The organism is Phycicoccus sp. Soil802, from assembly GCF_001429605.1.
GTDB lineage: Bacteria > Actinomycetota > Actinomycetes > Actinomycetales > Dermatophilaceae > Pedococcus.
The window spans coordinates 289,848-311,303 of the sequence record NZ_LMSS01000005.1 but is presented as its reverse complement, the minus strand read 5'-3'; the positions used below and the strand labels follow the sequence as shown (position 1 = coordinate 311,303).

19 protein-coding genes are annotated in these 21,456 nt (G+C 71.8%); 8 read left to right on the top strand and 11 right to left on the bottom strand.

Annotation, left to right across the window (positions count from 1 at the left end; translation table 11 throughout):
* The first annotated feature begins 67 nt into the window (after positions 1-67).
* Genes ASG91_RS12565 through ASG91_RS12545 form a run of 5 tightly spaced genes read left to right on the top strand, consistent with a single transcriptional unit; the run spans position 68 to position 5,155 of the window.
* Entirely contained in the window at positions 68-982 is a 915-nt protein-coding gene (locus ASG91_RS12565) for a DUF2877 domain-containing protein (protein ID WP_056922967.1), read from the top strand.
* Positions 979-2,550 (top strand): FdrA family protein, encoded by a 1,572-nt coding sequence (locus tag ASG91_RS21245; RefSeq protein ID WP_056922966.1) that lies wholly within the window; start codon positions 979-981, stop codon positions 2,548-2,550. The genes ASG91_RS12565 and ASG91_RS21245 overlap by 4 nt, the downstream gene beginning before the upstream one ends.
* Positions 2,547-3,959: a DUF1116 domain-containing protein gene (locus tag ASG91_RS21240; protein ID WP_056922965.1), complete on the top strand. Its 1,413-nt coding sequence runs from the start codon at positions 2,547-2,549 to the stop codon at positions 3,957-3,959. Before ASG91_RS21245 ends, ASG91_RS21240 begins: the two co-directional genes overlap by 4 nt.
* Positions 3,960-4,008: 49 nt before the next feature.
* Positions 4,009-4,881 carry a bifunctional methylenetetrahydrofolate dehydrogenase/methenyltetrahydrofolate cyclohydrolase gene (locus ASG91_RS12550; RefSeq protein WP_056922964.1) on the top strand — a complete coding sequence of 291 codons (873 nt, stop codon included), beginning with the start codon at positions 4,009-4,011 and terminating at the stop codon, positions 4,879-4,881.
* 4 nt (positions 4,882-4,885) lie between these two features.
* A complete protein-coding gene (locus tag ASG91_RS12545) occupies positions 4,886-5,155 on the top strand; it encodes a DUF3017 domain-containing protein (RefSeq protein WP_056922963.1) in 270 nt (89 codons plus the stop codon).
* 86 nt (positions 5,156-5,241) lie between these two features.
* Here ASG91_RS12545 and ASG91_RS12540 read toward each other — a convergent pair whose 3' ends face one another.
* On the bottom strand, positions 5,242-6,234 hold the full coding sequence (locus ASG91_RS12540) for a malate dehydrogenase (RefSeq protein ID WP_056922962.1): 993 nt from the start codon (positions 6,232-6,234) through the stop codon (positions 5,242-5,244).
* A 91-nt stretch (positions 6,235-6,325) separates the two neighbouring features.
* Between ASG91_RS12540 and ASG91_RS21460 the strand changes: the two genes are divergently transcribed.
* Together ASG91_RS21460 and ASG91_RS12525 are read left to right on the top strand one after the other, a co-directional pair.
* Positions 6,326-7,354 carry a GNAT family N-acetyltransferase gene (locus tag ASG91_RS21460; RefSeq protein ID WP_371262049.1) on the top strand — a complete coding sequence of 343 codons (1,029 nt, stop codon included), beginning with the start codon at positions 6,326-6,328 and terminating at the stop codon, positions 7,352-7,354.
* Positions 7,351-7,755 (top strand): DUF6855 family protein, encoded by a 405-nt coding sequence (locus tag ASG91_RS12525; protein ID WP_056922961.1) that lies wholly within the window; start codon positions 7,351-7,353, stop codon positions 7,753-7,755. The genes ASG91_RS21460 and ASG91_RS12525 overlap by 4 nt, the downstream gene beginning before the upstream one ends.
* Before the next feature lie 55 nt (positions 7,756-7,810).
* Here ASG91_RS12525 and ASG91_RS12520 read toward each other — a convergent pair whose 3' ends face one another.
* The 10 genes from ASG91_RS12520 to ASG91_RS12475 all read right to left on the bottom strand — a co-directional run bounded on the left by ASG91_RS12520 (position 7,811) and on the right by ASG91_RS12475 (position 19,807).
* Positions 7,811-8,221: a nitroreductase family deazaflavin-dependent oxidoreductase gene (locus tag ASG91_RS12520; protein WP_056922960.1), complete on the bottom strand. Its 411-nt coding sequence runs from the start codon at positions 8,219-8,221 to the stop codon at positions 7,811-7,813.
* 75 nt (positions 8,222-8,296) lie between these two features.
* Complete coding sequence (locus tag ASG91_RS12515) at positions 8,297-10,510, bottom strand: NADP-dependent isocitrate dehydrogenase (RefSeq protein WP_056922959.1); 2,214 nt, start codon at positions 10,508-10,510, stop codon at positions 8,297-8,299.
* Between the two features lie 241 nt (positions 10,511-10,751).
* A complete protein-coding gene (gene aqpZ / locus ASG91_RS12510) occupies positions 10,752-11,543 on the bottom strand; it encodes an aquaporin Z (protein ID WP_056922958.1) in 792 nt (263 codons plus the stop codon).
* A 418-nt stretch (positions 11,544-11,961) separates the two neighbouring features.
* Positions 11,962-12,222, bottom strand: a complete 261-nt coding sequence (locus tag ASG91_RS12505) for a hypothetical protein (RefSeq protein WP_157606333.1) — start codon at positions 12,220-12,222, stop codon at positions 11,962-11,964.
* Positions 12,219-13,001: a hypothetical protein gene (locus ASG91_RS12500; RefSeq protein WP_056922956.1), complete on the bottom strand. Its 783-nt coding sequence runs from the start codon at positions 12,999-13,001 to the stop codon at positions 12,219-12,221. The genes ASG91_RS12505 and ASG91_RS12500 overlap by 4 nt, the downstream gene beginning before the upstream one ends.
* Positions 12,991-14,577 (bottom strand): S10 family peptidase, encoded by a 1,587-nt coding sequence (locus tag ASG91_RS12495; protein ID WP_056922955.1) that lies wholly within the window; start codon positions 14,575-14,577, stop codon positions 12,991-12,993. Before ASG91_RS12495 ends, ASG91_RS12500 begins: the two co-directional genes overlap by 11 nt.
* A gap of 151 nt (positions 14,578-14,728) precedes the next feature.
* Complete coding sequence (galK, locus tag ASG91_RS12490) at positions 14,729-15,892, bottom strand: galactokinase (RefSeq protein ID WP_056922954.1); 1,164 nt, start codon at positions 15,890-15,892, stop codon at positions 14,729-14,731.
* On the bottom strand, positions 15,889-17,004 hold the full coding sequence (gene galT / locus ASG91_RS12485; protein ID WP_200961296.1) for a galactose-1-phosphate uridylyltransferase: 1,116 nt from the start codon (positions 17,002-17,004) through the stop codon (positions 15,889-15,891). The genes galK and galT overlap by 4 nt, the downstream gene beginning before the upstream one ends.
* Entirely contained in the window at positions 17,001-17,813 is an 813-nt protein-coding gene (locus tag ASG91_RS12480) for a DeoR/GlpR family DNA-binding transcription regulator (RefSeq protein WP_056922953.1), read from the bottom strand. The genes galT and ASG91_RS12480 overlap by 4 nt, the downstream gene beginning before the upstream one ends.
* Before the next feature lie 5 nt (positions 17,814-17,818).
* Positions 17,819-19,807: a beta-galactosidase gene (locus ASG91_RS12475; protein WP_056922952.1), complete on the bottom strand. Its 1,989-nt coding sequence runs from the start codon at positions 19,805-19,807 to the stop codon at positions 17,819-17,821.
* A gap of 278 nt (positions 19,808-20,085) precedes the next feature.
* Here ASG91_RS12475 and ASG91_RS12470 point away from each other — a divergent pair, with 278 nt between their 5' ends.
* Positions 20,086-21,438: an ABC transporter substrate-binding protein gene (locus ASG91_RS12470; protein ID WP_056922951.1), complete on the top strand. Its 1,353-nt coding sequence runs from the start codon at positions 20,086-20,088 to the stop codon at positions 21,436-21,438.
* The last annotated feature ends 18 nt before the right edge of the window (positions 21,439-21,456 follow it).

Below are 21,456 nucleotides of genomic sequence, written 5' to 3'. Positions count from 1 at the left end.
CACTCGATAGCGTCGCTGCGTCAGTCCGGCGAATCACGACGGGACAGCACGCGGGAGGAGGTCGGCGATGACACCGTCAGCGACGACCTGGCCAGCCGCGGTCTCCGAGCGATCGGCCGAGCTCGTCCACGGAGCACCGCGCCGCGGCACGGTCCTGGCGGCCTTCCCGACCGCCCTCTACCTCCAGGTGGGTGGGCACGCCGACGTCCTGCCCGTCGTGACCCGCGACGGACTGCGGCTCCCCACGGCGCTCGCCGTCGCGACCACCCTCCCGACCGTGGGCTGGGGGGCCCAGCCGGGCGACGAGGTCGTGGTCGGCGGGGGTGCCGTGCGGCTACCCGGCGTCACGGTCCGGGCCGTGCGCACCTGGCGCCCCCACCCGGCCCCCCGCGCGGCCGCGACCACCGTCGGCGGGCACCTCGCGACCCTGCCGCTGCCGTGGCGGGTCCCTGCCCGTGGCGTCGCCGAGCTGCTCCTCAGCGGCGCGCCGGCGCCCTCCGCGCTCGCGGACCGCGTGGGCGCGCTCGTCGGGGCGGGGCCGGGACTCACCCCCAGCGGCGACGACGTGCTGTGCGGCGCTCTGCTCGGGCTCCGTCTGCACCCGCGCGGCACGAGCGCGTCCGTCGACGAGCTCTGGCGGGCCGTCCAACCCCGCCTCACCGTGACGACGAGCCTGTCGGCGTCGCTGCTGCGCGAGGCCGCCGACGGGTATGCCGCCGAGCCGGTCACGCGGCTGCTCCAGCGCCTCGCGTCGGCCGGCTCCGACAGCTCCTCCGGTGTCGGTGAGGGGGCCACAGTCACCGAGGCGGTCCACGAGGTGCTCGCGATCGGCCACACCTCGGGAGCCGACCTCCTGGGCGGCCTGGCCGGCTGCCTCGAGGCCCTGACCGCACAGAGCGGCCAGACCACACCGTCTGCCTCGACCACGGTGAACCCACTGACCGCGACCTCCCTGTCCGCCACCCCGAGGAGCCTGCCGTGACCGACCACCTCGAGCTGCGCAGCGGCGCATACTACGACTCCGTGAGCCTCATGCAGGTCTCCCGCCAGGTGGCCGGCGGGAACGGTGTGTCAGCGGCCCAGGTCGCGATGGCCACCGAGCTCAACCTCGAGGTGATCGGCGCCATGGGGTTCACCGTGCCGCAGGGCGTCCAGCCCAACGAGCTCGTGGTCGCCATCCGGGCCGACGACGCCGACGGGGTCGCCGCCGGGCTGGCCGCCCTCGACGCCGCCCTGGCCGGTCTGCGGTCGGCCGGGTCGGGCGCGGGTGGCTTCGGTGCGGCCCCACCACCACGGACTCTCGGCCGGGCGGTCCGCGCCGGCGACGCCACCCTCGCGCTGGTCTCGGTGCCCGGCCAGCACGCCACCGTGGAGGCTTTCGACGCCATCGCCCAAGGGGTCTCGGTGATGGTGTTCTCCGACAACGTCCCCGTCGAGGACGAGGTCCGGCTCAAGGACGCCGCTGCAGCGCAGGACGTCCTCGTGATGGGCCCCGACTGCGGCACGGCCGTGGTGGGCGGCGTCGCGCTCGGCTTCGCCAACGTCGTCGAGCGGGGCCCGGTCGGGATCGTCGCGGCCTCCGGCACGGGTGCCCAGCAGGTGATGGCGTTGCTCGACGCCGCAGGGCTGGGGGTCAGCCACTGCCTCGGCGTCGGGGGGCGCGACCTGTCGTCAGCCGTCGGCGGACGGTCGACCCGTCAGGCGCTCGCCGCGCTCGCGGCCGACGAGGCGACCGAGTCGATCCTCGTGGTCTCGAAGCCGCCGGCTGCCGAGGTGCTCGCCGACCTGGAGGGGTATGCCGCGGGGCTCGGCAAGCCGGTCCACTGGGCGACGCTCGGGGCTGGGCGGCCCGACCTCACGGCCGCCGTCGAGTCGTTCCTGGGCGCCCTCGGTCGCGAGGTCCCGCCGTGGCCACACTGGGACGCACTACCCATCTCCGCGACTCTGAAGGATCCCCCGGACCAGGACCCCCACGATGCTTCAGAGTCGGACGGCTCGCGGCGGGAGCCTCGCTTCCTGCGGGGGCTGTTCTGCGGCGGCACGTTGGCCGACGAGGCGATGCTGGTCGCCGCCCAGGAGCTGGGCGTCGGGCTCAGGTCCAACATCCCGCTCTCGCCCGACCTGGCCCTCGACGCCGACCTGCGCGCCCAGGCCCACCTGGTCATCGACTTCGGTGACGACGAGCTGACCCGCGGGCGGGCGCACCCGATGATCGACCCGACCCTGCGGCTGGAGCGGATCGCGGCCGAAGGAGCCGACCCGGGCTGCGGCGTGCTCCTGCTCGACCTGGTCCTCGGCCACGGCGCACACCCCGACCCGGCTCCCGAGCTGGCCGAGGCGATCCGCGGCGCCCGGGCCGTGGCGACCGCCGCCGGACGTGACCTGCCCGTCGTCGTGTCACTCACGGGCACGCGCGGCGACCCCCAGGGACTCGACACGAGCGGCGCCCAGCTGTCCGCAGCCGGTGCAGCCGTGCACCTCTCCAACGCCGAGGCGACGAGGCATGCCCTCGCCCTCCTCGGCGTCGACCGGGACGGAGCGACCCGATGAGCACCCCCTTGCGCGGGCTCCTGCAGGCCGACCCGGTGGTCGCCACGGCAGGCGCCTCGATGTTCGCCGACGCGCTGCGCGACCAGGCCGTCGAGGTGACCGAGACCGACTGGCAGCCGCCGCTCGACGGCAGTGCGCCCCACCTCGCCCGCGTCGCGGGAGATCCCCGCCGGCGCGAGGCGAACGAGCTCGCCTGGCAGCGGATGACCGCTGCCGGCGCGGACTTCGTCGACGTGCGCCCGGCCAGCGAGGCGCTCGGGCTGGAGCGCGGGACGTTCCTGCACGCAGGCCCCCCGATCGAGTGGGAACGCGCCTCGGGTCCGCTGCGGGGAGCCCTCATCGGCGCGATGCTCTTCGAGGGCATGGCCGACACGGCCGAGGCGGCCGAGGCTGCGCTGGCCGGTGGCGACGTCGAGCTCGAGCCCTGTCACCACCGCGACGCAGTCGGCCCGATGGCCGGCGTCGTCTCCCCGTCGATGTGGGTCTACGAGCTCCGCGACGAGGTGCACGACCACACGTCGTGGTGCTCCCTCAACGAAGGACTCGGCAAGGTGCTGCGCTACGGCGCCTACGGCCCCGAGGTCATCGACCGGCTGCACTGGATGAACTCGGTGCTGGGACCGTTGCTGCAGCAGGCGATTCGCGCGGCGGGCCCGATCGACGTCAAGTCGATCATCAGCCAGATGCTCCAGATGGGCGACGAGGGTCACAACCGCAACCGGGCCGGGTCGCTGATGCTCCTGCGCGAGCTGCTGCCCACCCTCATCACCGCCGACGGGTCGTCCAGCGACATCGCCGAGGCGGTGCGCTTCTCCGGGGCGAACGAGCACTTCTTCCTCAACCTCGGGATGCCGGCCTGCAAGCTCTCGACACTGGCGGCCGAGGGCATCCCGGGGTCGACGGTGGTGACCACCATGGCCCGCAACGGCACGGACTTCGGCATCCGCACCGCAGGCACCGGTGACCAGTGGTTCACCGGACCGGCCAACACCCCCGAAGGGTTGTTCCTCGGCTCCTACGGACCGGACGACGCCAACCCCGACATCGGCGACTCGGCCATCACCGAGACGGCCGGCATCGGTGGCTTCGCCATGGCCGCGGCCCCTGCCATCGTGAAGTTCGTGGGCGGCGACGTGCCGCTCGCGCTCCGGGCCACCCGCACGATGTACGAGATCACGGTCGGTGAGCACACGGCATACCAAGTGCCCATCCTCGAGTTCCGCGGGACGCCGACCGGCATCGACGTCTCCGCGGTGGCGCGGACCGGGATCCTGCCCCAGATCAACACCGGCATGGCCGGACGGGTCGCCGGCACCGGTCAGGTCGGCGCCGGGCTCGTCACTCCGCCCGCAGCCTGCTTCACCCAGGCGATCGCGGCGCTCGCGGCGGCGGTGCCCGGCGACGGGTGACCGCACGCCCGTGCGGACGGGTCGACGCGGCGTGGCAGGATGGGCGACCGTGACGGCACGCATCCTCGACGGCAAAGCGGTCCTGGCGACCATCAAGGACGAGCTCCGCGGGCGGGTGGACGTGCTGCGCGAGCACGGCATCGTCCCCGGGCTCGGCACGGTGCTGGTGGGGGAGGACCCCGGAAGCCAGTGGTACGTCAACGCCAAGCACAAGGACTGCGCCGAGATCGGCATCACGAGCATCCGCCGCGACCTCCCGTCGACCGCGACCCAGGCGGAGGTCGAGGCCGTCATCGACGAGCTCAACGCCGACCCCGAGTGCACCGGGTTCCTCGTGCAGCAGCCGACCGGGCTCGACGAGTTCGCGCTGCTCTCGCGGGTCGACCCGACCAAGGACGTCGACGGCCTGCACCCCACGAACCTCGGCTGGCTGGTGCTCGGCAAGGCCGCACCCCTCCCGTGCACGCCGGCCGGGTGCATCGAGCTGCTCCGCCGGTTCGACGTGCCGATCGCCGGTGCCCGCGTGGCGCTGGTGGGTCGCGGCATCACCGTCGGCCGCCCGCTCGGGCTCATGCTCACCCGTCGCAGCGAGAACGCCACGGTGGTGCTCTGCCACACCGGCACCCGCGACCTCGCCGCCGAGGTGCGGCAGGCCGACATCGTCATCGCCGCAGCGGGACAGCCCGGGCTCATCACCGCCGACATGGTCAAGCCCGGTGCGGCCGTGCTCGACGTCGGCGTGAGCCGGATCGTCGCCGAGGACGGCAGGTCCAAGGTGGCCGGTGACGTGTCCGACGACGTCGCCGAGGTGGCCGGCTGGGTCAGCCCGAACCCCGGTGGCGTCGGCCCGATGACCCGCGCGATGCTGCTGTCCAACATCGTGGCAGCCGCCGAGCGCCAGCTCGTCGAGACCTCGGCCTGACCCGGTGACCGCGCCGCGCCTGGGCTGGTGGTGGGTCGCCGCCCCGGTCCTCCTGGCCGGCGTGGTGTTCTTCCTCTTCGACGAGGTGCTGCTCGCGGGCTACACCATCGCGGCCGGCTTGGGCCTGGCCGCGCTGTTGCGCCTGGTCCTGCCGACGGCCCGCAGCGGCGGGCTCGCGGTGCGCTCGCGGGGCGTCGACGTGGCCACCATGGCGATCCTCGGGGTGGCCCTGGCGTTCATCACCTCCGTGCTCGACCTGAGGCCGCGGGGCTGACCCCGACACCTCGTCCCTGAGGGACACCCGAAAGCGGCCGTCCCCCAGTGGGGGACGGCCGCTTCGAGGTATGCCGTAGGGCTGGGTCAGCCGAGCAGCCCCAGACCCCGGACCGCGTCGCGCTCCTCCTCGAGCTCCTTGACGGAGGCGTCGATGCGGGCGCGGGAGAAGTCGTTGATCTCCAGGCCCTGGACGATCTGCCAGTCGCCGTTGCTCGTAGTGACGGGGAATGACGAGATGAGGCCCTCGGGCACGCCGTAGGAGCCGTCGGACCGGACCGACATCGAGACCCAGTCGCCCTCGGCCGTGCCGAGCGCCCAGTCGCGGGCGTGGTCGACGGTGGCGGAGGCGGCCGAAGCCGCGGAGGAGGCGCCACGGGCGTCGATGATCGCCGCACCGCGCTTGGCCACGGTCGGGATGTAGGTGTCGGCCAGCCAGGCCTCGTCGTTGACCAGCTCGGCGGCGTTGCGGCCACCGACCTCGGCGTGGAACAGGTCGGGGTACTGGGTGGCGGAGTGGTTGCCCCAGATGGTCATGTGCGTGATCTCGGTGACCGAGGCGCCGGTCTTGGCCGCGAGCTGGCTGATCGCGCGGTTGTGGTCGAGCCGGGTCAGCGCGGAGAAGCGCTCCTGCGGGATGTCGGGGGCGTTGCTCATCGCGATCAGGGCGTTGGTGTTGGCCGGGTTGCCGGTCACCGTCACGCGGATGTCGTCGGCGGCCACGGAGTTCAGGGCCTTGCCCTGGGGGGCGAAGATCCCGCCGTTGGCCTCGAGCAGGTCACCACGCTCCATGCCCGGGCCGCGCGGACGGGCGCCGACGAGGAGGGCGTGGTTGACCCCGTCGAACACCTTCTCGGCGTTGTCGCCGATCTCGACCTTGGCCAGCGTCGGGAACGCGCAGTCGTCGAGCTCCATGACGACGCCCTCGAGCGCCTTCAGGGCCGGGGTGATCTCGAGGAGCCGCAGCTCGACGGGGGTGTCCGGGCCGAAGAGCGAACCGCTCGCGATCCGGAAGAGGAGGCTGTAGCCGATCTGGCCGGCGGCGCCGGTGACGGCGACCTTGACGGGGGCAGTGCTCACGGTGGGACCCTTCGCGTTCTGGTGGGGTGTGCCTTGCGTCCGACGCTAGCAGGCGCCACGCAGCACCCGGCCCGGTGGTTAGGGTCGGGGCATGCCGACGCCCGACTTCGTCCTGGCCCTGCGCGAACGGCTGGGACACGACCTGCTGTGGATGGCCGGGGTCACGGCGGTGGTGCGCGACGAGCGCGGTCACGTGCTGCTCGGCCGACGGACTGACAACGGTCTGTGGGGGCTGGTCAGCGGCATCCTCGAGCCCGGTGAGCAGCCGGCCGACGGGCTCCTGCGCGAGATCGAGGAGGAGACCGGCGTCGTCGCGCGGATCGAGGCGCTCGCGGGGGTCTGGACGCAGCCCGAGGTGACCTACCCCAACGGCGACCGCGCGCAGTACCTCGACCTCTGCTTCCTCGCCCGGCACGTCTCAGGGGAGGCGCGGGTCAACGACGACGAGTCGACCGAGGTCGGCTGGTTCCCGGTCGACGCCCTGCCCGAGGGGCTGGCCCCGAACTCCCGGCACAAGCTCGCGACCGCCCTCGCCTTCGACGGCAGGACGAGGTTCGAGGGCGATGGCGTCGGAGGCGGGTATGCCGCCGGGCCCGGCACTGCGGCTCGGCCGCCGCTGGCGGTGCTGGATCCGGGAGACGTGGTGCTCCGGAGGGCCGGCGCGGACGACGTGCGCGCGATCGTCGGCCTGATCGCCGACGACCAGCTCGGGGCGACCCGCGAGGACCCCGGTGACCTCACGGCATACCTGCGGGCCTTTGCGGCGATCGACGCGGACCCGTCGCAGCTCCTCGTCGTCCTCGACGACGGCGGCACGGTCGTGGGCACGCTGCAGCTGAGCTTCCTCCCCGGGCTGTCGCGCCGGGGCGCCATGCGTGGGCAGGTGGAGGCGGTGCGGGTCGCGGCGACCCACCGCGGCCGGCGCCTCGGTGAGCAGCTCGTCCGCTGGGCCGTGGACGAGTCGGCCCGCAGGGGCTGCGGGCTCGTCCAGCTGACCACCGACAAGAGCCGGGCCGACGCCCACCGGCTCTACGAACGGCTGGGGTTCACGGCCTCGCACGAGGGGTTCAAGATGTCCTTGGACGTGGGGACCGACCGACGAGGCGAGGAGCACCGATGAGTGGCAGCGGCACGAAGGACGACCCCTGGGCCCTGAAGACCCCGCCGGGTAGTGGTGACTACACGATGTGGCGCGACGACACCGCGGACCCGCCGCAGATCGTCTGCCAGGTCGGCTCGACCAGGCTCCTCTATGACGCCCGTGTCATCGAGGACCTCGCCGCCTGGCTGCGCGAGCAGGGCGACTGGGTGCCGCTCGGCAGCGCCGACGAGCAGAAGCCCGCCAAGGAGGGGACGGTCGAGGCCTGGGGTCGCTCCGAGTCGAACCCGCTCGGTGGGTGGTACGGCCTGCGCAAGGGCTACCGGGGCCGGGTGGGGATGTACCTGCCGCCACTGCTCGAGGAGCTGGGGCTCGCAGAAGTCGAGCACAACGCGCGCAACAACCGGATGCGCGCCACCTGACCCGGCACCGCTGCGGGGTCACGGGCCGCCGACGACGGCGACCATCACGCGACGGTCAGGCGACCTCGCGCAGGCGCAGGACGGGGATGGTCCGGCTGGTCCTCGTCTCGTAGTCGCCGAAACCCGGTCGGGCCGCGACGATCTCGGGCCACTTCGCGGCGCGCTCGGGGCCGTCCAGCTCGCTCGCCTCGACGGTGAAGGTGCGGGTGCCGACCTCGACCTCGAACCTGGGGTTGGCCAGCAGGTTGTGGTACCAGTCCGGGTTGGTCGGTGCGCCGCCCTTGGACGCCACCACAAGCATCGAGCCGTCGTCCTGGGGGAAGTAGACCAGCGGGTTCACCCGGACCGTCCCGGTCCTGGCGCCGATGTGGTGCAGCAGGATCATGGGCGCGCCCTCGAAGTAGCCGCCGACGCGACCCTCGTTGGCGCGGAACTCCGCAATGACCGATTCGTTCCAGTCGCTCATGTATGAGCCAACCCCGCCGGCGCGCGGGTCATTCCGGGCGGCGGCGGGGCTGGGTCAGGGCAGGGAGTCGCCGGGTCAGCGCAGGGCGGCCAGGGCCGCGTTGAAGGTCGCGGACGGTCGCATCACGGCAGCCGTCTTGTCCTCGTCGGGGCGGTAGTAGCCCCCGATGTCGGCGGGGTGTCCCTGCACGGCCAGCAGCTCGTCGGTGATCGTCGACTCCTGCGCGGCGAGGGTCTCGGCCACCGTGGCGAACGACGCGGCGAGCTCCGCGTCCTCGGTCTGGGTCGCGAGCTCGTGGGCCCAGAACAGCGCGAGGTAGAAGTGGCTGCCGCGGTTGTCGATCTGGCCGACCTTGCGGGCCGGGCCCTTGTTCTCGTTGAGCAGCCGCTCGGTGGCGCGGTCGAGGGTGTCGGCCAGCACCTCCGCCCGGGCGTTGTCGGTGGTGGTGGCCATGTGGCGCAGGCTCTCTGCCAGCGCGAGGAACTCACCGAGGCTGTCCCAGCGCAGGTAGTTCTCCTGCACCAGCTGCTGGACGTGCTTGGGCGCCGAGCCGCCGGCACCGGTCTCGAACAGCCCGCCGCCGTTCATCAGCGGGACGACGGACAGCATCTTGGCGCTGGTGCCGAGCTCGAGGATCGGGAAGAGGTCGGTGTTGTAGTCGCGCAGCACGTTGCCGGTGACCGAGATGGTGTCCTCGCCCTTGCGGATCCGCTCGACCGAGAAGGTCGCCGCGTCGACCGGGGCCATGACCTGGAGGTCGAGACCCTCCGTGTCGTGCTCCGGGAGGTAGGCGTTGACCTTCTCGATCAGGTTGCGGTCGTGGGCGCGCGACTCGTCGAGCCAGAAGACTGCGGGGGTCTTGGAGGCCCGGGCGCGGGTCACGGCCAGCTTGACCCAGTCGCGGATCGGGGCGTCCTTGGTCTGGCAGGCGCGCCAGATGTCGCCGGGCTGGACGTCGTGGGACATCAGCACGTCGCCGGCCGCGTTGACCACCTGGACGGTGCCCGCCTCGGCGATCTCGAAGGTCTTGTCGTGGCTGCCGTACTCCTCGGCCTTCTGGGCCATCAGGCCGACGTTCGGGACCGAGCCCATGGTGGTCGGGTCGTAGGCGCCGTGGGCGCGGCAGTCGTCGATGACGGCCTGGTAGATGCCGGCGTAGGAGCTGTCGGGGATGACCGCCAGGGTGTCGGCCTCGGCGCCGTCCGGGCCCCACATGTGGCCGGAGGTGCGGATCATGGCCGGCATCGACGCATCGACGATGACGTCGCTCGGGACGTGCAGGTTGGTGATCCCCTTGTCGGAGTTCACCATCGCGAGCCGCGGTCCGTCGGCGAGGCCCTGGTCGATGGCGGCCTTGATCTCCGCGCCCTGGTCGCCGAGGGCCGCCAGGCCGTCGATGATCGAGCCGAGGCCGTTGTTGGGGGAGAGGCCAGCCGCAGCGAGGTCGGCGCCGTACCGGGCGAACACGTCGGGGAGGAAGGCCCGCACCACGTGGCCGAAGATGATCGGGTCGGACACCTTCATCATGGTGGCCTTGAGGTGCACCGAGAAGAGCACGTCCTCGCGCTTGGCGCGGGCGATCTGCTCGGCCAGGAACGTGTCGAGGGCGGCCGCCCGCAGGACGGTCGAGTCGACGACCTCGCCCTCGAGGACCTTGAGGCCGTCCTTGAGGACGGTCGTGCCGGCGTCGGTCACGAGCTGGATGGTCAGGGTGTCGGCGGCGGGGATCACCACGGACTGCTCGTTGGACCGGAAGTCGTCCTCCCCCATGGTCGCCACGTTGGTCTTCGAGTCGGTGCTCCACGCGCCCATCGAGTGGGGGTGCTTGCGTGCGTAGTTCTTGACGGCGGCGGGGGCGCGGCGGTCGGAGTTTCCTTCGCGCAGAACGGGGTTCACGGCGCTGCCCTTGACGCTGTCGTAGCGGGCCCGCGCGTCGCGCTGCTCGTCGGTGGTCGCCTCGTCGGGGTAGTCGGGCAGGGCGTAGCCCTTGGCCTGCAGCTCGGCGATGGCCACCTTGAGCTGGGGGACGGAGGCCGAGACGTTGGGCAGCTTGATGATGTTGGCCTCGGGCGTGGTGGCCAGCTCCCCGAGCTCGGCGAGGGCGTCACCGAGCCGCTGGTCCTCGGGCAGCACGTCGTCGAAGGCGGCGATGATGCGGCCCGACAGGGAGATGTCGCGGGTCTCGACGGCGACCCCCGCGGTGCCGGCGAAGGCCTCGATCACCGGGAGGAAGGAGTAGGTCGCCAGCATGGGCGCCTCGTCGGTCAGCGTGTAGATGATCTTGGTCATGGAGGCGACTCTCTCCTGAGGTGGGGTCCGGGTGTCGGGCTGCGAGGACGGTGTTCAGGCTATCGGCCCGTGGTGCCGCCGTCCCTGCGCTGTCACCACAGTATCTTGATATCAAGATACCTGTCCAAGCCGGCCACCGGCGAAGCCGCCCGCCGACGGGCCCCACGACGGAGCGGCCCCCAGCACCCGGTGTGCGGTGTGGGGGCCGGTCGTCTGTGGCGGGCTTCGCCAGGTGGTGGGCTCAGGTGGTGGGCTTGAGGTCCTCGGGGTCGACCACGCCGGTGATGTCCTCGTCGCGACGGTCGACGCCGGTCACCAGGTGGTAGGTCGCCCCTGCGATCGCCGCACCGATGATCGGGGCGACCCAGAAGGCCCACAGCTGAGCCGGCGCGCCGTTGCCGTTGAAGAACGCGACCGCCGTCGAGCGGGCCGGGTTCACCGACGTGTTGCTGATCGGGATCGAGATCAGGTGGATGAGGGTCAGCGCGAGGCCGATCGCGATCGGGGCGAACCCGGTCGGGGCCCGGTCGTCGGTCGCGCCGAGGATGACGTAGAGGAAGAACGCGGTGAGGATCGCCTCGGCGCACAGCACCGCGACGAGCGTGTAGCCGCCGGGGGAGTGGTCGCCGTAGCCGTTGGCGGCGAGGTTACCGGTGGCGTCGAAGCCCGAGACGCCGCGGGCGATGCCCCACAGCGCGAGCCCGGCCACCAGGCCACCCACGACCTGGGCGACCAGGTAGGCGGGCACGTCCCTCCACGGGAAGCGCTTGGCCACGGCGATGCCGATGGTAACCGCGGGGTTGAAGTGCGCCCCTGAGACGTGCCCCACGGCATACGCCATCGTCAGCACGGTGAGGCCGAAGGCGAGGGCCACGCCGAGGAAGCCGATGCCGAGCTGGACCGCTTGTCCGGTCACGACGTTGGGGGCCAGGTACTTGGCCGAGAAGATGGCGCTTCCGCACCCCCCGAAGACGAGCCAGAAGGTGCCGAGCGCCTCGGCGCCCAGGCGTGAGGTCAGTGCAGGTGTGCGCATGCGCAGCTCTCCTTGTGCAGAAAGGGGCCCACCCGGCCCATGCCGTGCCCACTCTCCCGCACTCTCGCGGTTTGCACACGTGCGACACCCAGATCGTCCCGCCGCGCCGTCCCTCCGCCGAAGGGATGAGGCCGACCTCGTCGGATCCGTCCGAAGGGTGGCCCCAGACCGGGCGCAAGCCGCGAAACGGACACCGGGTTCTCGCGATCTGCCGAGGCGCGCGGCGGCGGTCACCTACCTTCAGGTCAAGGGTCACGGCTGGCCGTTGCAGGGGGCGGCCGCCGTGGTCCGGAAGCCTTCCGACCCTCCGCACCCGCACCGCCCCACGGAGAACACGACGTCGCGGTCTACTTCGGCAGCAGGGATGCCGAAGTCGGCGGCGGTCGCCGGTCACGGTCGTCCGGCCGGCGCTGAGCCCTCAGCCTCGCTCGAGGAGCCCCTGGGCGACCAGGGCCTCGGCAGCGGACTCGACCGCCCGCCGTGGGTCCACGCCCCGAGGTGCCGGGCCGAGCGCTGCGACGACCTGGTCGGTCAGGACGTCGAGGTCGGTCCAGGCCTCGCAGCGGTCGAGCAGGACGGTTGCCACCGGCGAGAGCCGCACGACGGTGTGCCCGACCAGCACCACCGACTCGCCGTCACGGTCGACGCGGTCGGTCAGGGGCAGGCGTCGCACCCTCACGGCGCGGCCGCCAGCAGGTCGTCAAGGATGCCCTCGAGGTCGGCGGACTCCCGGTAGTGGATGCGGCGCACGCCTCCCAGTGACTCGCTCAGCTCCGCGAGGCGGCGCAGCGGCCGGGGCTGGTCCGGCAGGTGTGAGGTCTGGGGGACCAGGGACACGAGGCCGTCCAGGGTGGGCAAGGTCTCGACCACCGGCGGGCCGTCGTGGGCGTCGTCGCGCGCCAGCAGGCAGAGGCCGGCGAGGTGCAGCCGTCCGGCGGCGGGCACCAGGCCGATGCTGCCCGGGGCGGTCTCGTCCTTGAACAGGCTGCCGGGCTGGCGCCGGAGGGACAGGGGCTTGGGATACGGCAGCACGGTGCCGTCGTCGAGGACGACCGTCGTCTCGTCGGTGACGTACCACCGGCCCGGGCCCAGCGTGCGGACCAGGGTGGTCTTGCCGGTCCCGCCCGGGGCGACGAAGGCCACGGCGGCGCCACTGGTCGGGTCGGCGAGGCAGGCGGCGTGGAGCATGAGGCACTGACCGGCGCGGGCGTCGACCGCCGTCTCGGTGATCCGTTGCGTCACGACCTGCAGCAGGTCATCCAGCTCGAGGCTGCTGTCGGACAGCACGTCGACGCGCACCTCGGCCGGCGTCCCGACCGCGGTCCGGCAGCACTCCCAGAGGTCCGCGAGGCGGTCCAGCACCTGGTGGGCCCGGTCGCCGGACACCCTGACCCCGACGGGTACCCCGAACGCGTCGACGACGATGTCCCGGGCCGCGGACCCCGCGTCAGCGGCCACTGGACCTCTCGACGCCGGACCGTTGACCACTGGACCTTTGAACGCTGGACTTTTGAACAAACGACGCCAGGTCCTTGGACTGCTGGAGCCGGCTTGGCTCGTGGACGTACATCATGTGGCCGGCCTCGTAGTAGGCGTGCTCGATGTTGCTGCGCAACGACTCCGGGACCTCCAGGTGCGCCACGACGTCCTGCGCGCCGTAGTAGGGCGTCGCCCCGTCGTGGTAGCCGTAGGCGATGTGCACCTTGAGGTGGGGGTTGCCCCGCATGGCCCGGGCCAGCTGCGCACTGACGTCGACCGGCTTGCCCTCGAACTCCTTGAACGACCACTCGGTCGAGGCCAGCTCCGAGATCTGCGCGTAGGGCAGGTCGTTCTGGTAGCCGAGCTCGTCCCGCACGTAGTGGTTCCACGCCGCCGCATAGGGGCCGCTGATCGCGTCCATCGACGGGTCGGCGTCCCACGTCTCGGCGTTGCCACGGACCAGGGGTCCGGTGAACCGCGAGTCGAGACGACCGACGGCCAGGCCCTGGTCACGCAGCAGCTCGGTGAAGAAGCGCACGTGCTCGATCCGCAGGTTGGCGCGGTCCACGTACTCCTCCGACAGCCCGGTCAGGGCGGCGAGGCGGGTCACGTGCTCGGCCCGCTCTGCGGCACTGAGCCGGGACCCCCGCGACAGCGCCCACGGGTAGTCGCGCGCGGCATACTCCTCCGCCTCGGCGAGCACGGTCTTGAGTGACTTGCGCCCGTGCTTGCCGTGGAAGTGCGCCGTGGCGGCGTAGGTCGGGAGGTAGTCGACGTGGGCGCGGTCGTTGCGGAACTCGAAGTCGACGGTGGCCAGGTCGAGCACCGAGCTGATCAGCATGATGCCGTTGACGTAGAGCCCGTGCCGGGTCTGCAGGTGCTCGGCCAGGGCCGCGGCGCGGATCGTGCCGTAGGACTCGCCGGCGATGAACTTCGGTGACAGCCAACGGTTGTGGCGCGTGGTCCAGAGGCGGATGAGCTCGCCCACGCTCTCGATGTCGGCCTTGAACCCGTGGTAGTCCTTGGGCTTGCCGCCCTCGACCGCGCGTGAGTAGCCGGTCGAGACGGGGTCGATGAAGACGAGGTCCGAGACGGCCAGCAGGGACTCGGTGTTGTCGACCAGGTCGTAGGGCGGTGGCGTGAGCCGGCCGACGTCGCCGGAGTCGACCCGCCGTGGGCCCAGCAGCCCCAGGTGGAGCCAGACCGAGCTGGAGCCCGGCCCGCCGTTGAACGCGAAGGTCACGGGGCGGCGGGCGCCCGCAGGTGCGTCGAGGACGTAGGACGTGACGCTGAGCTCGGCCTTGGCCTTGTGCCCCTTGAAGACGCCGTCCTCGAACACCTCCGCGCGCAGCACGATGCGCCCCGCCGTGGCGGTGTAGCGCAGGGTGCGCCGACCGACCTTGAGGGTATGCCGCGTGGTCACCAGGTCGTCCTTCGGCGGCACGGGCGGGGGCTCGGCGTTCGGCTTGCTTCCGACCGGGGCGCCCGCGGTCAACGGGGAGGACTCGGCTGGGGTCGTGGGCGCAGGGGAGGTCTGCGGGGTCTCGTCGGCCATGGTCGGCACCCTAGTGCGGCACTCAGCTGCAGAGGCAGACGACGGCCACGGCGTACGTGCGCGTCTGCGAGGCCTCTTGGTCGGGTTGCATGACGCGGCGCCTCCCGAGGAGCTACGCGGACGGCCGCATCGACAGGGCGACCCGCTGAGCTCAGGCGTCGCGGGTGGCGGAGCCGGAGGCGGTGACGACGAAGCAGTCGGGCGCGCGGAAGCCCCGGTCGGCGAAGGCTGACTCCACGGCTGCGATGGTCGCCTCCGCGGCGTCGGCCCGGACGAGCGCGATGGCCGACCCGCCGAAACCGCCGCCGGTCATCCGGGCGCCCAGGGCCCCGGTGGCCACAGCCGCCTCGACGGCGGTGTCGAGCTCAGCGACCGAGATCTCGAAGTCGTCGCGCATGGAGGCGTGCGAGGCGACGAAGAGGCTGCCCACCGTCGGGAAGTCGTTGTGGCGCAACGCCTCGACCGTCTCGCGCACCCGCTCGATCTCGGTGACGATGTGTCGCGCCCGTCGCCGGAGCAGGTCGGAGGAGAGCTGGGCGAGGCGCTCCGACAGGTCGTCGACGGAGACCTCGCGCAGGCTGGTGACGTCCAGCTCGCGGGCGGCCTGCTCGCACGACTCACGGCGTTCGGCGTACTGGCCGTCGACGAGCGCGTGCTCGGCGCGGGTGTCCATCACGAGCAGGGCCAGCCCGTGGGCGGCGAGGTCGAACGGCACCTGCTCGGTGCTGTGGTCGCGGCAGTCGAGCAGCAGGGCCCGGCCGGCCTCGGCGAGCAGGGCAGCGGACTGGTCCATGCCACCCGTGGGGGCCTGGGCGACGGTGTTCTCGGCCTCCACGCACACCGCAGCGAGGGCCGAGCGGCCCGACGAGGTGGCCAGCAAAGCGAGGTCGTGGAGGTCGGAGACGCCGGCCGCCACTGCACATTCCAGGGCGGCGGAGCTGGACAGACCGGCGCCGAGCGGCACCCCGCCGTCCACGGCCACGTCGAGCCCGTCCACGGCATACCCGGCGGTGCGCAGCGACCACGGCACCCCGGCGACATAGGCGGCCCAGCCGGTCGGGTGCCCGGCGCCGACGTCGCCGAGCTCGACCTCGACCACGCCGTCGCCCTGCGCGGAGACGATGCGCAGGAGGTCGTCGTCGCGACGCCGCAGGGCGGCGAAGGTGCGCTGCGGCAGCGCGATCGGCAGGCAGAGCCCACTGTTGTAGTCGGTGTGCTCCCCGATCAGGTTGACCCGGCCCGGCGCCGACCAGACCCCGGACGGCTCGGCACCGAAGGTCCCGCGGAAGAGCTCTGCGGCGCTGGCAGCGCTCACAGGGCCACGTCCCGCAGGCGCTCCGCGATCTGCTCCGGTGGCACGTCGTTGACCCAGCCGCCCACGCCGGACTCCGAGCCGGCGAGGTACTTCAGCTTCTTCGGAGAACGGAGCACCGACATCACCTGCAGGTGCAGTCGCGACACCTCGCGGCCCCGGCTGCTGGGGGCCTGGTGCCAGCCCGCGATGTAGGGCAACCGGATCGGGCTGCCGTCCTTGGCGACGTAGTAGCGGTCGAGCCGCTGCAGGAGGTCGAGGTAGACGGTGGCCAGGTCGTCGCGCTCGGACGACGTGAGGGAGGGCAGGTCGGGCACGTCGCGCCGCGGCGCCAGGTGCACCTCGACCGGCCAGCGCGCCGCGAAGGGCACGTAGGCCACCCAGTGCTCGCTCTCGGCGACGATGCGGACCTTGGCCTCGAGCTCGGCGGCGAGGATGTCGGCGCCGAGGAGTCGACCCGTGCGGGCGTGGTGCTCGGTCGCCTGCGCCAGGATGGCCGCGGAGCGTTGCGGCACATAGGGATACGCGTAGATCTGACCGTGGGGGTGGTGCAGGGTGACGCCGACCTGCTGGCCACGGTTCTCGAAGCAGAACACCTGCTCCACCTCGGGGAGCGCACCCAGCTCGGCCGTGCGGTCAGCCCAGGCGTCGATCACGGTGCGGGCCCGACTGGGGGAGAGGTCGGCGAAGGTCGAGTCGTGGTCGCTGGTGAAGCAGACCACCTCGCATCGGCCCAGCGCGGGGCCGGTCCGGTCCAGGTCGTCGGTCGGCTCGTCGTCCGGCTGGTGGTCGGAGACCGGCGCGTAGGAGGGGAACCGGTTCTCGAACACGACGACGTCGTAGGACGCCTCGGGCACCTCCGAGGGGACGCTCCCGGTGCCCGTGGGGCACAGCGGGCACTCGTCCTTGGGGGGCAGGAAGGTCCGGTTCAACCGGTGCCCGGCGACGGCGACCCAGTCGCCCACGAGGGCGTCGTGCCGGATCTCGCCCGACCGGGCACGCTCACCGAGGGGACGCTGGTCCTCGGCGGTGCGCACGGGGGCGTCGGAGGTGTCGTCGAAGTAGATGATCTCCCGACCGTCCGCGAGCCGACGGCTGGTGCGGGTCAGGCTCATGGGGTTCCTCGTCGGCGTCGGTCGAACCGGGTGCGGGGCTGCGTGGCGATCGTGACCTCGGCGCCGGCCTCGGTGAGGGCGGTGCGGGCGCGCGACCCGAGTCCCTCGTCGGAGACCACGAGGTCGACCGACGAGAGGGGGATGATCGTGCTGAGGCCGACGGTGCCCCACTTGGTGTGGTCGGCCAGGACGCAGACCTGCCGGGAGGTCTCGACCATGGCGCGGTTGGTCTCCGCCTCGACGAGGTTCGGGGTGGTGAGACCGGCCCGGGCATCCATGCCGTGCACGCCGAGGAAGAGCCGGTCGACGTGGAGCATCCGCAGGGCGGTCACGGCCACCGGTCCGACCAGGGCGTCCGAGGGGGTCCGGACGCCACCGGTCAGCACGACGGTCTGGCCGGGCGCCCCGGACTCGTGCAGCAGCTGGGCGACCGGCACCGAGTTGGTGACGACGGTGAGGTCGGGGACCGCGCAGACGGCGCGGGCGAACTCGAAGGTGGTCGTCCCCGCGGAGATCCCGATGGCCGCACCCGGCTCGACGAGCTGGGCGGCCGCCTCGGCGATGGCGATCTTCTGCGCCTGCATGAGCCCGGACTTGGCCGTGAAGCCCGGCTCCTCGCTGCTCCGGGCGCCGACGGCCAGGGCCCCGCCGTGCACGCGCTGCACGAGGCCCTCGCCCGCGAGCTGCTCGATGTCGCGACGCACGGTCATGTCGGAGACGCCGAGCTGTTCGACCAGCTCGGACACGCGAACCGCGCCACTCTCCTCGACGAGCCCGAGGATGGTGGTGCGGCGCTGGCTCGCGAGCATCTCGATCAGTCCTCCCTGACGACGGCGACGCCACCCGGCAGGAGGGTGACGGTCGGGCCCACGGGGCCATCACCCACCACATCATGGCCGGTCGCCGGCACCTCTTGGGGCTGGTCCGTGTCGTTGAGCAGGAACAGCCACGAACCCTCGGGGCCCCGGCGGCGGGTGGCCTCGACGCCCGGCGGGACGTCGGCGACCGGGGAGACCCCGCCCGCCCCGGTCACCCGGTCGAGGACCGCCGCCAACGAGACGTCGTCCGGGAGCGTGCTGAGGTACCACGCGGCGCCCGCTCCGGTGGCGCGGCGGGTCAGGCTCGGTCGCCCGGCCAGGGGGCCGGCGGCATACCGGTCGAGCACCTCGCTGTCGACGGCGGTGACGTCCTCGCTCCAGAGCCGACCCGCGCCTCCCTCGGCGAGCGCGACGGTCTCACCGGGCATGAGGGGGAAGAACTCCTCGACGCGCACGCCGAGCAGGTCACGGAAGGCGCCGGGGTAGCCGCCGAGCCGCACGTGGTCGTCCTCGGTGGCGATGCCGGAGAAGAAGGTGACGAGCACCTGGGCGCCGGCCGCGGCGGCCGCCGCGATCGCCGCCGCGTGCTCGTCGGTCACCAGGTACAGGGTGGGGACCACGACGACCCGGTATGCCGTGAGGTCGGCACTCGGGTGCACCACGTCGGCCGTGATGCCCTGGTCTCGCAGCACGCGGTGGATCGCGTGCGCCGTCGTGGGGTAGCGCAGCTCGCTGGACGGCATGGCGGGACCGTGCGCGGCCCACTGGGCCTGGTAGTCCCACAGGATCGCGACCTCGGCCTCGACCCGGGAGCCCTTGAGTGCCCCGAGCCGGCCGGCCAGGGCGCCGAGCTGGCAGACCTCGCGGAACCGCGCGCTGTCGCGGCCCGCGTGGGGGACGAGCGCGGAGTGGAACTTCTCGGACCCGGAGCGGGACTGCCGCCACTGGAAGAAGCCGATGGTGTCGGCGCCGCGCGCCACGTGCGCGATGCTGTCGCGCACGGTCTGGCCGGGGTCCTTCGCGGGGTTGACCGGCTGCCAGTTCACCGCGCTCGTGGAGTGCTCCATCAGCAGCCAGGGCGCGCCGCCGGCGAGGCCACGGGTGAGGTCGCCGCTGAAGGCGAGCTCGGCCCGGGGGTGCTCGAGGGTGGCCACGACGTAGTGGTCGGTGCTCACGACGTCCTGGTCGGGCGCCCACTGGTGGTAGTCGAGGTGGTCGAAGTGCGCGAGCGTCATGAAGTTCGTCGTCACCGGCACCCCGGGGGAGAGGTCGTTGAGGACCGCCTTCTCGCTGCGGTGGAAGTCCAGCAGGGTGGCCGACTGGAAGCGCTTGTAGTCGAGCTCGTGGGTCGGGTTGGCGAAGGTCGTGGTGAGCCGCGGGGGCAGGACCTGCTCCCAGTCGGTGTAGCGCTGGCTCCAGAAGGCGGTGCCCCAGGCGTCGTTGAGGCGGTCGAGCTCGCCGTAGCGGCGCTCCAGCCAGACCCGGAACCCGGCGGCACAGGTGTCGCAGTAGCACGGGATGTTGTGGCAGGCGTACTCGTTCGAGACGTGCCACAGGGCGAGCGCGGGGTGGTCGTGGTAGCGCTGGGCCAGCTGGGCGGTCAGCGCCAGGGCGTGGTCGCGGTAGATGTGTGAGCTGGGGCACCAGGCCTGCCGGCTGCCCGGCCACAACGTCCGGCCCTCGTGGTCGACGGGCAGGATCTCGGGGTGCGCCGCGGACAGCCAGGGGGGAGGGGTGGCGGTCGCGGTGGCGAGGTCGACCGCGATGTCGTTCTCGTGGAGCAGGCCCATGATGTCGTCGAGCCAGCCGAAGTCGTACTCGCCCTTGGCGGGCTCGAGCCAGGACCACGAGAAGACGCCGAGTGTCACGAACGAGACGCCGGACTCCCGCATGAGCTCCATGTCCTCGGCCCACACCTCGCGGGGCCACTGCTCGGGGTTGTAGTCGCCTCCGAAGGCGATCCGGTCTGTCGGCCACTGACGCATGGGCGACAGTGTTGCGCTGCTCAGGAAGCCATGTCAACAAAAATCAACATGTTGACGTCGAGATAGTTCGAAGGCGCGTCGCGAGGCGTGTGCGTGCGCGGATGCCGTTGCTGTTGAGCGGATCCTGAAACAGATCACGATGGAAGACCGTTCACGCGAAACGCTTGACAGCAGTCCCCCCGGCGGTCATCCTCGTTTCTTGTTGGTGGTTTTTGATCGAATCTGTCGAGATCAGCGACCTCACCACGCCGGTGCTATCAGCGTTCAAAGGAGACCGCATGTCCCGCCCCGCCTCCGAGGCCGAGTACCTTGCCAGCCTCGTCCCTGCCTCCGTCCGCGGTGTGAGCCGTCGGACCCTCCTGCGCGGCGCCCTCGGCGCCGGCACCCTGCTCGCAGCCCCCACGCTGCTGTCCGCCTGTGGCGGCGGCGGCAGCGGTGGCTCCGGTGGCGCCGCCACCGGCACCGTGACGGTCGGCTCCAACCAGTCGGACGCCGTCCCGAAGGCCGCGATCCAGGCCGTCATGGACGCCTTCCAGAAGGCCAACGCCGGCCTCACGGCCAAGGTCAACACGATCGACCACAACTCCTTCCAGGAGAACATCAACAACTACCTCCAGGGCTCGCCCGACGACGTGTGGATGTGGTTCGCGGGCTACCGGATGCGGTTCTTCGCCTCCAAGGGCCTCGCGGGTGACGTCTCCGACGTCTGGAAGGACCTGTCCGGCGCCGGGATGTCCGACGCGCTCAAGAAGTCCTCGACGGGTGACGACGGCAAGCAGTACTTCGTGCCGTCGACCTACTACCCGTGGGCGATGTTCTACCGCAAGAGCGTGTTCGAGAAGCACGGCTACGCCGAGCCCAAGACGCTCGACGAGTTCAAGACCCTCGGCACGCAGATGAAGAAGGACGGCCTGGTCCCGATCGCCTTCGGCGACAAGGACGGCTGGCCCGCCATGGGCACCTTCGACCAGCTCAACCTGCGGGTCAACGGTTACGACTTCCACGTCAACCTGATGGCCGGCAAGGAAGCCTGGAACAGCGACAAGGTCAAGGCTGTCTTCGACACCTGGGCCGGGCTGCTCGAGTTCCACCAGCCCGACTCGCTCGGACGCACCTGGCAGGAGGCCGCCCAGACGCTCCAGCAGAAGAAGGCCGGCACCTACCTGCTCGGGTCCTTCGTCGCCCAGCAGTTCGCCAAGGGGGCGGAGCAGGAGGACCTCACCTTCTTCAACTTCCCCGAGATCGACTCCACCATCGGCGCCGACGCCATCGAGGCGCCCATCGACGGCTACATGATGGCCAAGCGGCCCAAGAACGAGGCCGGGGCCAAGAAGCTGCTCGGCTACGTGGGCTCCGCCGCGGCGCAGAACATCGTCGTCAAGGCCGACCCGAGCGTCATCGCGACGAACGACCAGGCCGACAAGGCGGCCTACACGTCGCTGCAGAAGAAGTCGGTGGAGTTCGTCTCGCAGGCCAAGTCGATCGCCCAGTTCATGGACCGCGACACCCGGCCGGACTTCGCCTCGACGGTGATGATCCCGGCCATCCAGTCCTTCCTCAAGAACCCGAAGGACATCGACGGACTCGTCAACAGCATCGAGAAGCAGAAGAAGAGCATCTTCGCGAGCTGACCACCCGCGACGACGCCT